This is a genomic window from Phormidesmis sp. 146-20 (genome assembly GCF_052939475.1).
The window spans coordinates 1-17,595 of the sequence record NZ_JBJPHT010000051.1 but is presented as its reverse complement, the minus strand read 5'-3'; the positions used below and the strand labels follow the sequence as shown (position 1 = coordinate 17,595).

The 17,595-nt window shown below is 49.7% G+C and carries 13 protein-coding genes and 1 pseudogene; 6 read left to right on the top strand and 8 right to left on the bottom strand.

Translation table 11 applies throughout. From position 1 onward, the window contains the following. Positions 1-48 precede the first annotated feature (48 nt). Both ACKFKH_RS27265 and ACKFKH_RS27260 read right to left on the bottom strand, forming a co-directional pair. A complete protein-coding gene (locus tag ACKFKH_RS27265; RefSeq protein ID WP_446861497.1) occupies positions 49-918 on the bottom strand; it encodes a TIGR04325 family methyltransferase in 870 nt (289 codons plus the stop codon). Between the two features lie 53 nt (positions 919-971). Continuing rightward, on the bottom strand, positions 972-8,477 hold the full coding sequence (locus ACKFKH_RS27260) for an amino acid adenylation domain-containing protein (protein WP_446861496.1): 7,506 nt from the start codon (positions 8,475-8,477) through the stop codon (positions 972-974). A 1,033-nt stretch (positions 8,478-9,510) separates the two neighbouring features. Between ACKFKH_RS27260 and ACKFKH_RS27255 the strand changes: the two genes are divergently transcribed. Next, positions 9,511-9,981, top strand: a complete 471-nt coding sequence (locus tag ACKFKH_RS27255; protein WP_446861495.1) for a DUF3574 domain-containing protein — start codon at positions 9,511-9,513, stop codon at positions 9,979-9,981. Positions 9,982-10,026: 45 nt separating this feature from the next. Here ACKFKH_RS27255 and cysE read toward each other — a convergent pair whose 3' ends face one another. Continuing rightward, on the bottom strand, positions 10,027-10,839 hold the full coding sequence (gene cysE, locus ACKFKH_RS27250; RefSeq protein ID WP_446861494.1) for a serine O-acetyltransferase: 813 nt from the start codon (positions 10,837-10,839) through the stop codon (positions 10,027-10,029). A gap of 151 nt (positions 10,840-10,990) precedes the next feature. Here cysE and ACKFKH_RS27245 point away from each other — a divergent pair, with 151 nt between their 5' ends. Next, the gene (locus tag ACKFKH_RS27245) at positions 10,991-11,203 is read left to right on the top strand and encodes a hypothetical protein (RefSeq protein WP_446861493.1); all 213 of its coding nucleotides are present in this window, start codon (positions 10,991-10,993) and stop codon (positions 11,201-11,203) included. A gap of 401 nt (positions 11,204-11,604) precedes the next feature. Beyond that, a complete protein-coding gene (locus tag ACKFKH_RS27240) occupies positions 11,605-11,862 on the top strand; it encodes an RNA recognition motif domain-containing protein (protein ID WP_446861492.1) in 258 nt (85 codons plus the stop codon). A gap of 219 nt (positions 11,863-12,081) precedes the next feature. Here the strand turns inward: ACKFKH_RS27240 and ACKFKH_RS27235 are convergent, their stop codons facing one another. Then, positions 12,082-12,351 (bottom strand): GlsB/YeaQ/YmgE family stress response membrane protein, encoded by a 270-nt coding sequence (locus ACKFKH_RS27235; protein ID WP_446861491.1) that lies wholly within the window; start codon positions 12,349-12,351, stop codon positions 12,082-12,084. A gap of 774 nt (positions 12,352-13,125) precedes the next feature. Between ACKFKH_RS27235 and ACKFKH_RS27230 the strand changes: the two genes are divergently transcribed. Both ACKFKH_RS27230 and ACKFKH_RS27225 read left to right on the top strand, forming a co-directional pair. Next, the gene (locus ACKFKH_RS27230) at positions 13,126-14,520 is read left to right on the top strand and encodes a DUF3084 domain-containing protein (RefSeq protein WP_446861490.1); all 1,395 of its coding nucleotides are present in this window, start codon (positions 13,126-13,128) and stop codon (positions 14,518-14,520) included. Between the two features lie 178 nt (positions 14,521-14,698). Then, positions 14,699-15,133, top strand: a complete 435-nt coding sequence (locus tag ACKFKH_RS27225; RefSeq protein ID WP_446861489.1) for a resolvase — start codon at positions 14,699-14,701, stop codon at positions 15,131-15,133. Between the two features lie 56 nt (positions 15,134-15,189). Here ACKFKH_RS27225 and ACKFKH_RS27220 read toward each other — a convergent pair whose 3' ends face one another. From ACKFKH_RS27220 to ACKFKH_RS27210, 3 genes are read right to left on the bottom strand one after another with little or no spacing between them, the layout of a single operon-like run. Next, positions 15,190-15,450: a DUF3146 family protein gene (locus tag ACKFKH_RS27220; RefSeq protein WP_446861488.1), complete on the bottom strand. Its 261-nt coding sequence runs from the start codon at positions 15,448-15,450 to the stop codon at positions 15,190-15,192. A 6-nt stretch (positions 15,451-15,456) separates the two neighbouring features. Further along, positions 15,457-16,086: an aminoacyl-tRNA hydrolase gene (gene pth / locus ACKFKH_RS27215; RefSeq protein WP_446861487.1), complete on the bottom strand. Its 630-nt coding sequence runs from the start codon at positions 16,084-16,086 to the stop codon at positions 15,457-15,459. A gap of 19 nt (positions 16,087-16,105) precedes the next feature. Next, complete coding sequence (locus tag ACKFKH_RS27210; protein ID WP_446861486.1) at positions 16,106-16,438, bottom strand: TatA/E family twin arginine-targeting protein translocase; 333 nt, start codon at positions 16,436-16,438, stop codon at positions 16,106-16,108. A 78-nt stretch (positions 16,439-16,516) separates the two neighbouring features. On the opposite strand from ACKFKH_RS27210, the gene ACKFKH_RS27205 reads away from it, so the two are divergent. After that, positions 16,517-16,690: a hypothetical protein gene (locus ACKFKH_RS27205; RefSeq protein WP_446861485.1), complete on the top strand. Its 174-nt coding sequence runs from the start codon at positions 16,517-16,519 to the stop codon at positions 16,688-16,690. Positions 16,691-16,729: 39 nt separating this feature from the next. Here ACKFKH_RS27205 and ACKFKH_RS27200 read toward each other — a convergent pair. Then, positions 16,730-17,393: pseudogene (locus ACKFKH_RS27200) on the bottom strand (IS5 family transposase); the annotation flags it as partial. Positions 17,394-17,595 lie beyond the last annotated feature (202 nt).

Genomic DNA, 17,595 nt, shown 5'->3' with positions numbered 1-17,595 from the left:
CTGGATGTGAGACTGCGATCGAGTTCGTGATAAGTGAGGTGCTGACATTCAAAAACTCCGGTGGGTAGACGCTGGCTGGCGAAAGTAAAACCCATGATAGGCATCGACAAATCGTTCAGGATGAAAAGGGATTGAGCAAGTACGATCGATTGTCCAGTGATCTACTAACTCATAGTTCAGAGCTTCGATCGACGCTACAAACTGCTCATGATTTTGAATCTTATAAGGCGTGTAAGATCCCCAAAGATTTTGCACCGTAATATATGATTCACCCTGATAAAACGGAACGTGATGCACTATCACATGGCGCGGCTTGGCGGATTGTTGGTTGATTAACTCTGCGAGAGAAGGCTCTAAATATTGCAGCGCTCCACAAGTCAGGAGAATGTCAGCCGCTTTCATGTCTTCAAGGTTGGTCGTGTAAGACAATCCTGGACTATCGATTCGCGCTAATAGTTGATTGCCGACATTGACCGCTTCGGGGACATCACAAATGATCCACTGCAAGTTTGTGGGATAAGGAATGTACTTGCGGTAAGCATAGTAGCTATATCCTGTACTGCCCCCCAAATCAAAGACGACTGAATTTTCTGCAAACGCCTCTCTCAACCAAACCAGCACCGGATAGTCGATCGCCTTGAATCTACCAATGTCGGCTTCATTAAGATTGTGTTGTAGAGAAGCATTGTGCAAGTCGGTGTGATTGTAGCCAACAGAGATTGTTTTGGGAACGGATTCAGAGGCTTGAGTAAAGGTTGAAAAGACTCCCCGGTAAAGGTTTGGAGTCCGAGGAAACAATCGATGATAAGCGTAGTAGTCTGACAGAATGGGTGTGTGTTCTAACCCCTGTCTGAGTCTACGTTTCAAAAAGTCAATGGGGAATAAAGTACGAGCGGGCTGAATGGCGTTGGCAGACATATCTCCTCGATTTTGCCTCTGGGCTAAAACACGCTAAAAACATGAGCACCCTGTTATGAAATTGCCTTCACCTGTAAATATTTTCCAGGGCGATCGGGGTCAGCAATAAACCAGGCCGGATTACCTTCTGGATCACGACCGAGACGGGCACCGGGCTGAGGGGGCTGATTGCGGCTGACGTTGCCTAGTAGCGTTGGGCTACCAAGATTTGGGAAGAATCCGATCGCTTGCAGTTCGGCAACACTGTCTTTGAAGGCTTGAATTACAAAATCGATGTCTCGATCGGAGTGGGCCAGTGTAAAGAAACAAGGACGATATTCCCAGATATGAACGCCCTTCTCGCGCAGCAAGTAGAACAACAACCCACCATAGGCATAGTCATGGGAATACGTGACGTAAAAGAATGAGCTAAAGTGATTGATCTTAAGGGGGGCCTGGACTCGCTCAAAGTGTTGATTCAGGTGTGTGACACAGCGATCGACTTTCTCAGCCAGGGCATTTTGTAAGTTGGGGCCGGCTGCTTTTAACCGTTTGAGAACGACTTCGGCTGCTGCCAGAGCGAGCGGATGCCGCACAAAAGTTCCTGCAAAAAAGGTAACTCCGACTTCTGGGAAAGACTCGTCACCAAACTGCCAAAAGCCACCATCTAGCGCATCCAGATATTCTGACTTGCCCGCCACAACCCCGATCGGCAATCCACCCCCAATCACTTTGCCATAGGTTACTAAGTCTGCCTGAATGCCAAAGTAGGCTTGAGCGCCACCCGGATGAACCCGAAACCCAGTCACCACCTCATCGAAAATTAAAGCACTGCCCGATCGCTCAGTCAGTTGACGAATCTCTTGTAAGAAAGCTTTGGGTTGCAACTCAGGGCGACGACTTTGTACAGGCTCAACCATAATGGCGGCTAACTCATCGGCACGATCGCGCAAGATTTCCAGCGATTCAGGTGTGCCATACTCCAAGACTAGAATGTTTTCAAACATAGACGGCATGATGCCCGGAGCGGCAGGCAGCGATCGCAGCTTAGAACCACTCCGCACAATCACTTCGTCAAAAGTGCCATGATAGCCCCCCGCAAAAATCGCGATCGTGCTGCGTCCTGTCACAGTTCTCGCCAATCTCATGGCAGCCATGACCGCCTCAGATCCGGTATTACAAAAGGCAACCCGTTCTACTCCGGTCATCTCGGTGATCATCTGGGCGACTCTGCCTGCTAAGGGCGTTTGAGGGCCAATTTCAACCCCTTTTTCTAACTGTGCTTTGACGGCTTCTGTCACAAAATCAGGCGACCAGCCAAAAAAGTTTAGTCCAAAGCCATTGGTCAGATCGACGTACTCATTGCCATCGACATCCCAGAGCTTAGAGCCAGCAGATCGCTCAATCACGATCGGGTAGATTATTTCTTTGAGCAATGGTGAAAAGCCAGACACTGTGCGCGGATCAGCGAGATAGCGACGATGTTGTTGAGTTTGCTGTTTGGAGGTTGGGGTGCGTTGAATGTATCGAGCAATCAGGCGATCGAGGTCGGCTTGCTGTTTGGCAGTTAGTGTGGTGCTATTAGACTTCTCGATCTTGGCACCTGGGCCAAAAGACTTTGGTTTCGGTTCATTCAGGGCGGCAGGCGGCGCGATCGTGGGTTCTATCGAAGGTTCTGATGGCGCAGTTTGGGGCACAGATGCACTCGTCTGACTCAACAATTGAAGCTGCTGGGTCATGATTTGTAGCTGTTGGGCAACTAATGCCTCGATCGCGCTGGCTTTCTCAGAACTAATCGAAGTAGAAACTGGTTTGTGACCATTCGATCCATTGGTTGAACTGTTCGTCGATCCATTCGTTGAACCGTTTGTTGAACCGTTGGTAGAGGGGGCGATCGCTGGAGAAGTAACTACCGTCGGAGCAGAAAGCACGTCTGCGGGCAGGGAGCGATCCAAAAACTCAGCCAGCGTACTCAGGTTGGAATAGTCCTCCAACAGATTTCGGAAGGTGATTTTGACCTTAAATTGTTTCTTGAGCGCCAACGCAATTTGAGTCAGCGATAGCGAGTCTAAGCCAATTTCTAGAAAGGTCGTCGCCTCATCGACGCTGGTCAGATCTAGTCCAGAGTTCGCTTCGAGAACGTCTTTGAGCAAGGGAATCAAGCGTTGTTTCCGGGAGTCTGTCATAGGGTTGGCAAGTTCTGGATTGGCAAATTTTGAGGGAGAAGTCAGTTCAGATTGAGACGGTGAAACAGTGAGCGAAACAGTGATAGGCTGCAATTCAACCGATGTAGCAGGTAAATCTGGAGAGACAGCCGTAGAAATTGCAGGCTTCGGATCAATCCAGTAGCGCTGCCGCTCAAATGGATAAGTTGGCAAGGGCAACCGATGACGATATTCGTCGCTGTAAAAAGCGCTCCAGTCGATCGCCACTCCTGCTAACCACAACTGCCCGATCGCACTCAGCAGACTCGTCCACTCGGCATCGATTTCGCTGGTGTTGCCCAACGATGAAATAGCGATTTGTCGCTTGGGATCTTTTGCTTGTTGTCTTGCCAATGTCGTCGCAGTGGTGCGCGGGCCAACTTCTAACAACACCCGTTCTGGATGCTGCCATAGTGTCTGGACTCCTTCTGCAAAGCGCACTGTGGCTCGAAGATGATTTGCCCAATAGAGGGGATCTGTTGCTTGAGCATCTGTGATCCAATCCGCTGTCACAGTAGAAACAAACGGAATCTGAGGCACTGACAAAGGAACTGTGCGGACGACTTCGGCAAAAGGTTCGACGATCGGCTCCATCATCGGGGAGTGGAATGCATGAGAGGTGTGTAGCGGGCGACAGCCAATCCCGTCTGCTTCTAAGGCGGTTTGCAGTGCTGATACGGCTTCTGGTTTACCCGATACGACACATAAAGACGGGCCATTGATGGCGGCGATCGCCAGATCTGGAGTCAATCGCTTCTCAATCACCTCAGCGGGCAACAGCACAGAAAGCATCGATCCGGGTGGCAGTTCCCACATCAGTCGTCCCCGTGTCGCCACTAGCTTTAGTGCATCTTCTAACGAGAACACCCCCGCCAGACAAGCCGCCACAAACTCACCAATACTGTGCCCAATCAAGCCGACTAGCCGAATTCCCCAACTAATCCAGAGTTGAGCCAGCGCATATTCAATCACAAACAAAGCAGGCTGCGTGTAGATCGTCTGACGGAGCACGATCGCCGCCTCTTCGCGGTTGCCATTGGGATAGATTACTTCTCGCAAATCTCGACCCAACCAGGGCTGCAAAATCTCAGCACAGCGATCGACCGTCTCTCGAAACACAGATTCTCGTTGATAAAGGCTCAGACCCATGTCGATCGACTGTGACCCCTGCCCCGGAAACATTAAGATCACATCGGGGTTATGAATCTCAGTCTGTGCCTGAATTGGATTGTTTTCTAGAAGGTGGGTTGCTTCCTGAATATCGCGACAAACGACAAAGCGACGATGGTTAAATCCTTTACGTCCGACTTGCAGCGTGTAGGCGACATCTGCCAGGTTGACTTGAGAATTCTGTTGCAGATAAGTCTTCAGATTCACCGTTGCCTGCTCTAATGCGGTGCTATTTTTGGCAGACAGTAGCAACAATTGTTGAGGACGAGACGGACTGGACGGCGGCACAACGGGCGCTTCTTCTAGCACAACGTGGGCATTCGTTCCTCCCACCCCAAACGAACTCACCCCCGCTCGACGCGGACTGGCTTGCCATTCAGTCAGTTGAGTATTGACGTAAAACGGACTGTGGTCAAACTCAATCTGGGGGTTGGGGGACGCAAAATTAAGGCTGGCGGGAAGCTGTTTGTAATAGAGCGATAAAGCCGTTTTGATCAGTCCCGCTACGCCTGCCGCCGCAACTACGTGACCAATGTTGCTCTTGATCGAGCCGATCGCACAATACTGAATCCCTTCTGATCTGACACCCGGCTGGCTCTGAAAGGCTTGGGTCAGCGCTTCGATCTCGATCGGATCACCCAAAGGAGTCGCGGTGCCATGCGTTTCAACATAGGTAATGGTTTCTGGGGCAAATCCGGCTGAAGTGTGGGCCATTGCGATCGCCGCTGCCTGTCCCTGGATGCTGGGGGCGGTGAAGCTGACTTTTTCGGCCCCATCATTGTTGAGTCCAACGCCTTTGATCACGGCATAAATGCGATCGCCTGCTTCTAGCGCATCGGTGAGCCGTTTTAGCACCACAATTCCCGCTCCGCTGTTGAATAAAGTACCCTGAGCATTCGCATCAAACGGGTGACAGCGCCCATCCGGAGAAAGCATCCCGCCCTCTTGATACAGATAGCCCGTATTTTGCGGAGTCGTAATCGAAACCCCACCCGCCAGCGCCAAGTCACACTGATGCGTTAGCAATCCCTGAAACGCCTGAATGACGGCAACTAGAGAAGTCGAACAAGCCGTATTGACGCTGACACTGGGGCCAGTCAAATTGAGCTTATAAGAGGTGCGAGTCGTGAGAAAGTCCTTTTCGTTGGCCAACATCGTTTGAAAGGCACCCAGGCGATCGATGATTTCTGGACGCTGACAAAGGTGTCGCTCAAAGTAGGTGTTTTGCCCGGAGCCTGCATACAGTCCGATTAATCCCTGGTGCTGTGACGTGTAGCCTGCATTCTCTAGCGCCTGATGAGCCAGTTCTAAAAATACGCGAGCCTGGGGATCTAGCACTTCTGCTTCTCTCGGACTGATGCCAAAAAACGCTGCATCAAAGGTTTCGGCTCCTTCAACAATGCCTCTGGCACGCACATAGTTCGGGTCATCGCGCAGAATCGGATCAACGCTGGGATCAATCTCATTCGCTTCAAAAAACGTGGTTGACTCTACCCCGGCACACAGGTTGCGCCACAAGTCCTCGACACTGTTGGCACCCGGAAATCGACCCACCATGCCGACGATCGCCACCCCTTCGTGCGGTTCCGCGATCGCTGGATGCGGTTGAACGGTCTGGACTGTGGTTTCCTGGTGATCCAACTGGTGATCCAAATAGTGAGCGAGAGCACGAATCGTCGGATACTGATAGAGCTTGACGGCTCGAAACTTGACACTCAACTGCTTTTGAATCTGAGAAGCCAGTTGCAATCCCAAGATTGAGGTGCCACCCAGGTCAAAGAAGTTATCGGCAATTCCCACGCGGTCTAGGTGCAAAATTGCCCCCCACATGTCTGCCAGTTCTTTCTCGGTCGGCGTATTGGCTGCCACAAAGTCTGAATTGAGGTCGATCGCAGGTTTGGGAAGTGCTTTACGATCGGCTTTTCCATTGGGCGTTAAAGGCAGGTTGGCGAGGACGACGATCGCACTGGGAACCATGTAAGCCACCAATCGCTGGCTAAGATAGGCTCGAATCTGACGCAGACTGGGCGACGCTTGACCAGACGCTTGATCAGGGGTGATGTAAGCAACCAGACGGGGATCACCTGGCAGATCTTCTCGAACCATCACAACCGCTTCTCGAACGGCATCATGTTGACTCAGCACCGTTTCAATTTCGCTCAACTCGATCCGATAGCCGCGAATCTTGACTTGACTATCTTTGCGCCCGATAAATTCTACGTTGCCATCGGGCAGATAGCGCACCCAATCGCCTGTTTTGTAAAGTCGAGTCTCAGGGTCAAACGGGTTAGAGATAAAGCGTTCTTGCGTCAAATCGGGACGACCTAGATATTCACGGGCCAGCCCATCTCCTCCAATATAGAGTTCTCCAGGAACCCCGATCGCGACAGGCTGAAGGTGCTGATCCAGAATGTAAATCTGGGTGTTGGCGATCGGTCTTCCAATAGGAATCGTAGTCACCTCGTGCTCCAACAGCGCTGGAATGTGATAACAGCAGGTAAATGTGGTGCCTTCGGTCGGGCCATATCCATTGATAAGCTGAGTATTGGGCAACCGTTGTTGAGCCTGTCGAATATGAAAGACAGACAGCGCCTCGCCCCCCGTCAATAGCTCTTTGACTCCGCTGAGAGCCTCTGGATGGTTGGTGACAATGGTGTTAAACAGAGCCGCCGTTAGCCATAAAGTTGTGACTTGGTAGCGATGCAAAATGGTGCCTAAATCCTGGGGATCGGGGAGACCATTTTCGGGAAACAACACACAGCGTCCCCCGTGCAGCAAAGATCCCCAAATCTCAAACGTGGCAGCATCAAACGAAATCGGGGCAAGCTGCAATAGGGTTTGATGGGCATCCAGGCGCGCATAGCGGGTGCCCAACACCAATCGCAAAACCGCCCGATGAGGAATCGTCACACCCTTGGGGCGACCTGTCGAACCCGATGTGTAGTTGAGATAAGCCAGATTGTCAGCATTCAGAGAGCAACCCGGCGCGACGGAATGAGAAGGAGCCTCTGATCCCCAGTCAGCATCCAGACAAACCAATTGCGCTTGATGCGTCGGGAGGCGATCGACCAGATGCGATTGCGTCAAAAGAACAGGCACCTTGGCATCGTCCAACATGAAGGCGAGTCGCTCCTGGGGATAAGCGGGATCAAGCGGAACGTAAACGCCACCAGCTTTAAGAATGCCTAGCATCGCGACGATCGTTTCGACCGATCGCTCCATCACAATCGCCACAAAGGTTTCGGCTCGGACTCCCAGATCTTGAAGACGGTGAGCTAGATAATTGGCGCGATCGTTGAGTTGTCGGTAGGTCAGTTGCTTTTCAGGATGAGCGTTGAAGGCGGGAAAAATGAGCGCGATCGCATCGGGAGTTTGCTCGACCTGTGCCTCAAAAACTTGATGAATGCATTGATTAGGATAGTCTGCCTGAGTATGATTCCACTCGACTAAAAGCTGGTGGCGCTCGGCAGGCGTTAGATAGGGAATATCTTGGAGCCGTCTGTCTTGGAGCCGTTGGAGGTTGGTCGCCATTCCATTGAGAAGGGTTTGCAGGTGCCCCAATAGGCGAATCACGCTGTCCTCGTCAAAGCGGTGGCGATCGTATCGAAGGCGTAAGCTCAGAGTCGAAATGTCTGCAAACAGAATGAGCGGACAGATTATTTCAGGCGGGTCGAGGTCGATCGAACCATCAGACAGCACCAGTAGACTCTCAAACAGTGAGGTATCCGTTGAAACTTGTACTTCAAACTGCTTGTTCTGAGTATTGTTTTGAGTCTGTGAAGTAGCCTGCTGTGTTTGAAGTTGCGTAAGCCAGGGCAACAAGGCAGCTTGAGAAGGAACCTCGACAGCGACCCAATCAGCAGGTCGATCAAAGAATGCTTGAGAAGTCAGTAGAGCCTTAACCCTGAAGGCTACTTTTGCTTGACCACTATCTTGACCACTATATCGACTCAACAGGAGTGCCCAACTTCCCTGGATCAGGGTGCTAGTACTCAAATCGTTTCGAGGTTGAGGTTCAAAAGCAGAGGTACAAATCGCGACTTGTCGATACTCTGGAGCTTCTTTCAAACTCTTTTTCTCAATGGGGAGAGGCGTAAAGACAGGTGATTTTGTTTGTAAATCTTGGCTTGCTGGCGATCGCTTTAACAGACTCTTTTCTATCGGATCACCTATGTGACCTGAGCCGTCCTCGTTCTTTGTTTCCATATCAGATTGCTCTTAAAAGTTTAAGTCTAAATAAAGATTTGAAGTTCAAGATTGTGCTTCATCTTTTAAATCGAATCTGTTTAAAGGACATCATTTTCCTCCTCAGTTGTGAGCAAGAAAAAACGCTTAAACCCGCTGAAAAACTGTTGCTCAAGCAAAACTTGCAGAACAGTCTCGATCGGCTCAGTTAAGAAGAAAGTCTCATGCAGGTAACTGCTGAACCCTAGCCCTTCAACCTTAAAGGTAAAAAAAGTTTACACAAGGTTACTGATTTTGCTAAGAGTAGAAACCCCAGAAGAAACCTAGTCCAGACCTTTTGAAAAGTCGTTGAAACCATTTTACTTTCTTCAAGAGATAGGCGTTACTTCTTAGGAATAATATCAATGTTGGCTCTAAATTACAGTGGACAATTAAAAGCTTCATAAAATCTTTAACCGCTACATTTTGTTTCCTCAGTGAGTCTCGGCACTTCTCTTACCGAAGGATAGGTAGTGATTTTTTTGACTAAGCTAGTGCGGTTGACTTCCACAATTTTCAAGGTTCTATTGATGAGAAAGGCCCGCAAATATTAAGAATTAAAAAATATACTTGCCTTGTTTCAAGATGGACTGCTTGGAGCCAAAAAAGTATCGGATTCTCAAAGTCCCTCATTCTGGGGGATTTAGGGGGCGAAGAATCTGTAGCATTAACAAATTGATTTGGTATAAGCGAAATAACTAGTACTTACAAACAGTTAAAACGCAATTTATTGAGATCGACCTAACCCGATCGTCCTTAGTTTTGTCACCCAAATAAGACAGATTCTTAACAGTCTGTTGGAAGTGGTCTTTGTTGAAAATCAGCGAGTAAGTGTTCTTAATATACTCAAAGAACCAACGGCTAACGGAAACAATTAACCGTTGCAATCAAGACCCTACGATCCCAATCTGCAACTCAAATGAAGAGAGTTATCGAATTCACCCCAGAAAAGGGGCACTGCATAAAGTAAGGCGCTGTGACGTGAAAGACGCTGAACCCAAATTAAAGAAGATTGATGAGCATTAAAATCCGTCCGATCGCCATCGGCATTTCATTTGTGACTGGACTTGCTTTAAACAGTGCACTCGTTGCAACCGTCTCTGCTCAACAAGTAAGCGGCGAGTCTTACAGTAAGTCCAGCGTTTGTAAAAATCAGCCTGGCGGCGAACCGTTTGCCAGAACTGAACTGTTTTTTGGTTTATCAAAACCTGACAACTCGCAGGTGACCAATGAAGAGTTTCAGAGCTTTGTAAGCAGAGTTGTTACGCCGCGTTTTCCAGATGGATTGACGCTGGTGACAGCCAGGGGGCAATTTAGAAATGCAAGTGGACAGATCATCCAGGAGCGATCGCGCCTCTTGATTTTGCTTTACCCGTTCGATCGCGACCGTTCTCAAAAGGTTGAACAAATTCGCGAAGCTTACAAGCGTGCTTTTCAACAAGAGTCTGTGCTGCGAGTTGATGAGCAGTCCTGTGTCTCGTTTTGATGAAGCTATCTAGAAAGGGTAAGGCTTTGAAATCGGCGCGTTTCGCTAAATTCCTGCGCCATCGAGAAACTCGTCAATCACTCGATCGCGTAGCCGACAGCTTGGAGTATGCTTAACTGGCTCTGAAGCCGCCTCAGACGGCAAGTTTTCTGGAAGCTGACCTGACTCATCTTGAGGAGAAACGGCCGCCAGCGCGTAACAAGCCGCGATCGATTGGCGAGTTTGTAATCCTTGAATCTGCTGTTCTAAAGTCTCAATGCGATCAACCAGTGCTCGAATCACCTGCGCCTCAGAGTCTGGAAGTCTGCCATGCTCTAATGGCTCAACCCGTTCTCCTGAGCGATAGACAATCCGACCGGGAATGCCCACCACAGTACAGTCAGAAGGGACATCGCGCAAAACAACCGATCCTGCGCCAATTCGGACATTGTTGCCGATTTGAATATTGCCTAACACTTTGGCTCCTGCCCCAACGACGACATTTTCGCCGATCGTCGGATGTCGTTTGCCGCATTCTTTCCCCGTTCCGCCCAGCGTTACGCCCTGGTAGATCAGCGCATAATCCCCAATGATTGCCGTCTCGCCCACGACCACACCCATGCCGTGATCGATGAAGACCCCTTTACCGATCGTCGCCCCAGGGTGAATCTCAATCCCAGTCAAAAATCGAGCAATATGAGAAATAAATCGGGGGACAAAGGGCAGACCGATCGCGCCAAGCCAGTGAGCAAAGCGATGGAAGATCAACGCCTGGAGACCAGGGTAACAAAACAAAACCTCTAACCAATTTCGGGCGGCGGGGTCGCGATCGAAGATAATTTTGAAGTCAGTAATCAGGGTATTTAGCACAAGTGGCACCCGTTGCGGCTTGATAGACCAATCACCATCTTAGCTTGAGAGGGCATCGGCGTGAGGCAGAGAGTCAAGCGCTAATTTGAGCCAACGCCCACCTTGCTTGTCCATTCTTGCTACCATCCAAAAAGACCCACCGCGCAAAGGAATTTTCTCCATGTTTCTTGACGAACTCTCGCCCATCTTTAAAGAAGTTACTCAACAGCCTGTGGCCTTTTTTGGCGGACTCTTTTCGGGGTTGCTGCGGTTGAGTCTTGCGGATGACCCGGTTAAAAGCTGGCTCGACCAAAACGCTGGCACCTCTTACACAACTGCTACTAGAAGTCAAAACGGCAACGGCAGTGGGCCGCAGTCCATCTCGATCGACTAACTTGCCAGAAGTTTACGGTTCCAGACGCTAATTTTTAACATCGCGGCATCCGTAATTTTAGGCTTTGCCTGATCCCTGACTATTAGTTGGGGATCTGAATAGTTTTCAGGTTCGTTCTGATTCAGCATCTTATGCGAAGCCTTTAACCTAACGAGTCCTTTAACTTGAATTAGCCTGCTTATTCCACTCAATGATTGAGCAAATCACTGGGAATAGAGAGAGCTAAATAGTAGAGATTGAAATTTTTTGAGTATTAAAAGTGCAGTTTGTAATCTAGATGTTCTTTTAGAACAAAAATAGGGTCTACGATGTGAGCAGTATGATATGTGGATGCTTTCGCGAACTAGATTGTAGTCGCCAAAACGTCCCAGCCTTTAGCTCTACGTTCGGATGACTATCTCATGACAATCTACATCGGAAACCTGTCCTATCAAGCTACAGCAGATGACCTCAAAGCGGTTTTTGCTGAGTATGGCGAGGTCAAGCGTGTCGTATTACCCACCGATCGCGAGACAGGTAGAATGCGAGGCTTTGCGTTTGTCGAAATGACAGAAGATGCTCAAGAAGATGCCGCGATCACGGAATTAGACGGGGCAGAGTGGATGGGCAGACAGCTACGAGTCAACAAAGCCAAGCCTAAAGAAGAGGGGCGAGGGTAGATTTACTGCAAAATTTTTGACGGTTCTAGCAGACGACTAAAGGGTTTGGGAATGTCTTCCAACTCTATTTCTGACGCGATCGCCAGCACCAAATCGACACTGAAAAGGTTCCTCCCAGACGTAAGTTTTTAGCTTGAGAGGAACCTAGATTATCAACCTCATTTTTTGCAGCTTATCACCCTGTTTGCACAGTTTCGTAGCAATCGTTCGCAACGTTAGTTAGACTGCGCGACGAGTCAGCAAGCCCCACAGGAAGATCGCGATGATTGCGCCCAAGACAGCTACAAAAACACCAGGAATGCTTAAACCTGCTGCCGTAAGCTGAAGACTTCCAGTTTGCAGTAGGGTAAACAAGCTGCCGCCCAGAAATGCACCGACGATGCCCAAAATCATTGTTCCAAGAATACCGCCGCCTTGATCACCGGGATAGATTGCTTTTGCGATCGCGCCTGCAATCAGTCCTAAAATAATCCAAGCAATAATGTTCATATCCGTTTCTCCTAAATTATTTGGCTCACAAGTAGAGAATATCAATTCACTGAAATGAAGCCCATCTGTCGAAGGAGATAAACCAAAACATCATGCGGAATAGGAAATTTTGTCAGACTGCTTTCTGCGAACAATTCACCACAAATCACCCTCACAATCAACTTCTAGAAGGCAGTGCCAAGCAGTTTGTGCAAGGTTGATTTTTACTCTGAGATCGAGAATCAAATAACCTGCATGTTTGTGGATACTTGTACCCGTTAAATTGGCGCTGCTGATTGAAGGAATGAATCTGTGAGAAATGTCAATCTTTTCGCCCCTAAATCCCCCATTCTGGCGGACTTTGACAGAGGAAAGATTTCCAAAGTTCAAAGCCATGACGGCTGCTCACAGTCCCCCAGAATGGGGGATTTAGGGGGCTGAAGCCGCCTGAAACGGAGCGACAACGACTTGTGTGTACACCTAGCTTTTGAAGGGGGATTAAGGGGAATCTCTAGACTGTGCCTTCAACGGTACGATCCCCCAACCCCCTTCAAAAGGGGGCTAAGAAAAACTTGCACATCGCCTACATAACTAATTAGATGAAATAAGACGGTGGAAAATAGAAGATTTGCGCTTTTCCTCTTATCTATTTTCCGCAGGAACAGTCCAAAGTGCATAATATAGGCTGAATCTGAACGATGTGTCTGTCCGCAATTTCCTAAAAAGATTAGGAACGACCTGGCATGACAGCGATCGCAGATTTAAGTTGCAGCGCAGAGGCTTTGTAAAGACTCAATGTCCAGTGGGATCATCCTGATTTTGGCAGTACTAATTCTGGGTGGGGTGATTGCTACGGTAGGCGATCGCATCGGTACCCGTGTGGGCAAAGCTCGTCTCAGTCTGTTTAATTTGCGGCCCAAAAAGACGGCGGTTTTGGTGACGATTTTAACCGGGGGCTTGATTTCTGCGACGACGATGGCCTTGCTGTTAGTCACGAATGAGCGGCTGCGGGTGGGAATTTTTCAACTGGGGCAAATTGAGCGCAAACTGTCAGGCACCCGTGACACCCTCAAACGAACGCTCAATGACCTGCAAAATACGATGACTCAAAAAACGCAGGTCGAGCAAGAATTGAGTCGAACCAAGACCGAACAGGCGCGAGTGCAGACCCGACTCGATCGGATTAATCTATCGCTCAAAGACGCGATCGCCAAACAGTCTCAAGCAGAAACCCAGCGCAAACGAGCAGAATCTCAGCGAGATGTCATTCGCAATCAACTGAGTACTGTTTCAGAACAGGCCCTAAAACTGCGATCGGAGATTAGCCAACTCCAATCTGAGCAGCAAATTTTGATCACCCAGCGCGATCAGGTCAAACAGCAAATTTCTCAACGCGACGCAGAAATCGCCCAACGCAACGCCGTTATTGAGCAGCGCGATCGTGACATTGCCGAGCGAGACCTCGTAATCGCCCAGCGCGAATCTCGACTCAAAGAGCTAGAAGCCCAGCAAACCTATCTGGCGCAAAAAGTTCAGTTATCTGAGCAAGAAGCGGACTTGATTCGTCGGGGCATTTTGCGAATCCAACGCAATCAGGTGTTGGCCTCCGCCGTTGTGCGAATCACCGATCCCAATGCAGCTAATCAGGCGGTCGATCAACTGTTGCGTAAAGCGAATCAAGTGGCGTTGCGGGCGGTGCAACCGGGAGTTACCGAAGAGGAGCAAATCGTGCAAATTACCAATCCTGAAGTCGAGCAGCTTGTCGCTCAGATTAATGATGGTCAAGACTATGTGGTGAGAATTATTGCGGCAGCAAACTATGTGCAGGGTGAAAAAACGCCTGTTGCGGTGTTTGCGGATGCGGTGCGTAATCAAGTGTTGTTTTTGGCGGGGGATGTGGTCGCGTCTAAGTCGATCGAGCCATCCCAACTCTCAACCGAAGAGTTAAATCAAAGCATCAGTCAACTGGTCGCCGCTTCTAACTTTCGGGCGCGTCGGGCTGGCGTTTTGACCGATGGAGTGCAAATCGATCGCCTCCAAACCTGGTCAAGCTTTGTGGATCAACTGCGCCAGTACAACTCGTCGATCGAGATTCGGGTGGTGGCGGCTGAGGTGACCTATACGGCGGGCCCGCTCAAAATAGAATTGGTGGCTGTGCAAAATGGACAGGTGATCTTGAGAACTTCTTGAGGAAGGGATGAGGGAGAACTTCGATGATCTGTTCCCCCTTTGGGGGTAATCCGCTTTGCGAGGAGGGATGAAGGATAAGGGATGAGGCGGCGTTGTCTTTCGTGCGATGGGCACCAGAAAGCGGCAAACGAAGTGACAATGATATTTGGTCGCAGTGGTACGAGAGATGGGGCAGACGATGGCAGATGAGATTTTTCCTGATCAGCCTGTGATTTTGGGATTCGATCCGGGTCGTCAAAAGTGTGGATTGGCCGTGATGGGAGTCGATCGTCGGCTCTATTATCATCAAGTGGTTGCCGCAGAAAAAGCGATCGCGACGGTGCAAACCCTGCGTCAACAGTTCCCGATTTCTCTTTTGGTGATCGGCGACCAAACCTCTTCTAAAGCTTGGAAACAAAAGATCTCAGACGATTTGCCCGACCCCTTGAGAGTAATCACCGTAGACGAACGAAATAGCAGCTTGGAGGCGCGCGATCGCTACTGGCAAATGTATCCCCCAAAAGGTCTAACTCGCTTGCTCCCCCAGGGAATGCGAACCCCTCCGCGCGAAGTCGACGATATCGTAGCCATTCTGCTAATCGAGCGATATTTAGAACGATTGGTCAGCGATTAGGTTTCAAGTCTGTACAACTTCTCACACCTCACACCTCACACCTCACTTCTTCACCTCTACAACTCCGCTCGAATCGTGAATGAATAATCGCCGCCAGGTTCTAATTGGTAATCTCGCTGCTCCAAAAAGCGGCCCAAAGGTTCTTTGATCAAGGCTCGACCTAGAGAAGGCTCAACCAAAAGCCGCCCCTGACGAAAATGCCAGAGAAAATGCCACTCAAACTGATTAGCGCGGACTTCGCCTTCGATGCTACCTTGCTGCCAACTTTGGCGGGTGATGCGGACGTGGGCGGTCGTTTCGGGGAGACGTTTTGACACAATACTTTAGACAGTCGGTTGCTCAACACTACGATTGTTGTAGAGACTCATCGCTTTTTCAACCCCTTGCTTGAGACTGAGGTCGATCGCGTCCACGGTCAGCTTTAGGACTTCATCGATCAACTTGGCATCAGTGCCCGAAAATTTGCCCAGGACGTGAGAAACTGCGTCTTTGTCTCCAGGAGCGGCTTTGGGGCTGCCAATTCCAATTCTCAACCGGGGAAAATCTTGAGTTCCTAGATGACTAATGGTTGACTTCATGCCGTTTTGACCTCCGGCCGACCCCGACAACCGAATTCTCAACCGACCAACGGGCAAATCCATATCGTCGTAAACCACCAGCACCGATTGAGGCGAAAGTTTGTACCAGTCTACAACTGCCCGAATTGCCTGCCCAGAGTTATTCATATAAGTGGTAGGCTTGAGCAGATAAATTTTGCTCCCTAAACTGCTGCCTTCCCCAAACCAGCCCTGAAACTTTTTGTGTTCGGCGAGTTTGATTTGCCACGATCGAGCTAGGGTATCGATCGCCATGAATCCAACGTTGTGACGAGTCTTTTCGTACTTTGCCCCCGGATTGCCAAGCCCAACAATAAGTTGCGGAATGATCAGCTTGGGAGGAGTTGCTTCGGTCATGGTAGGGGCGGCGAGGTCTTTAGGTGGGGTTGATGGGTTCGGTGCCAGCGGCGATCGCTTCTTCAGTGACAGGTTCAGAAGATTCGGCGACGGGTTCGCTCACAGATTCAGCGGGTGCGAGGGTGGGCTGAGAAGGCTCTAGAGTGGCAGTCATCGGCTCGTTAACCGTTTTTTGAATCTGTTCGGCTTCTCGCTTAAACTCGGCTTCAAAATCCTTAGAGGCATCCTGGAAACTCCGGAGGGCTTTTCCCACGCTGCGTCCAATTTCGGGAAGTTTTTTGGGGCCAAAGACCAGCAGAGCAATCACCAGGATTAGCACCATTTCTGGCAAGCCAATTCCAAAAACATTCATACCTTTGCCTCCAGCTTTCTCACCGATGTCTCATTTATTGTAGTGGCCGTCTGTCAGTTTTGAATTGAGGACTTGAGAGTGAATGAGGCAGAAGTGATCTCTGATCCATCCTTTTTTGACGAAGCGCTAAACCAATTTAATGACTTCTTTGAGCGAGAGGTAGATGCCCAGTCCGCAACTGATGCAGAGGGCAATGGTGCCATCCCAATCGAGGTCGGCTTGCAGTTTTTCCTGAGTAAGCAGTTTGATTAAAACTTTGATTAGGGCGATCGCACTACCTAGGGTGTGTCATCAATTGAGCCAGATGACGGAAGCTGCAAGATGAATCGCTCCCAAAAAGTTCACCGCTCGTTTGTCGTACCGGGTCGCAATCGCCCGATACTGCTTGAGTTTGGCAAAGAAGTTTTCGATCAAATGGCGGGCTTTGTACAACTCTTTGTCATACTCCCGCTGTTGCTTGCGGTTGCGTTTCGGTGCAATCACAGCAGTCTTGCCTTGTGCTTCGAGCGGCCGAATCACTCGCTCATCTGCATCATACGCCTTGTCCGCCAGTACAGTATCTGCGACTAAATCCGGCAGCAACTTGTCGGCTCCATCCAGGTCACAGGCTTGTCCAGGCGTGAGATGACAGCTCAACGGATTGCCTAACGCATCCACTGTGGCATGAATCTTGGGACTCAATCCGCCCTTGCTGCGACCCATCGCTTCTGATTCTGGCTCCCCCCTTTGCACCCGCACTGTGTTGGTGGGCGCGGACAATCGTCGCATCAATCAGCGTGTATTCGTTATCGGCATCTTCCGCTAAATGCTGAAAGACTCGTTCCCACACGCCGGTTTTTGACCAACTGCTAAAGCGCGTATGCACCACCCGAAAGTCACCAAACCGCCCCGGTAGGTCGCGCCACGGCATCCCCGATCGGTAGCGATACAGCACAGCTTCGATAAAACGTGAATTCGATGGAGTTTTCTCGCTTCGTTATTCAGCACTTCTGCCCCCCAACCCCCCAATTTTGGGGGACTTTGAGACAATATTTCTCGTTCAAAGTCCCTCACTTGTGGGGGATTTAGGGGGCTGAAGCCGATTGAAACGAAGCGAGTCACTCTCATCGAACAATGGTTCGGACAGTTTTTAGTTGAGGGGATGGACAAGAAAGCTA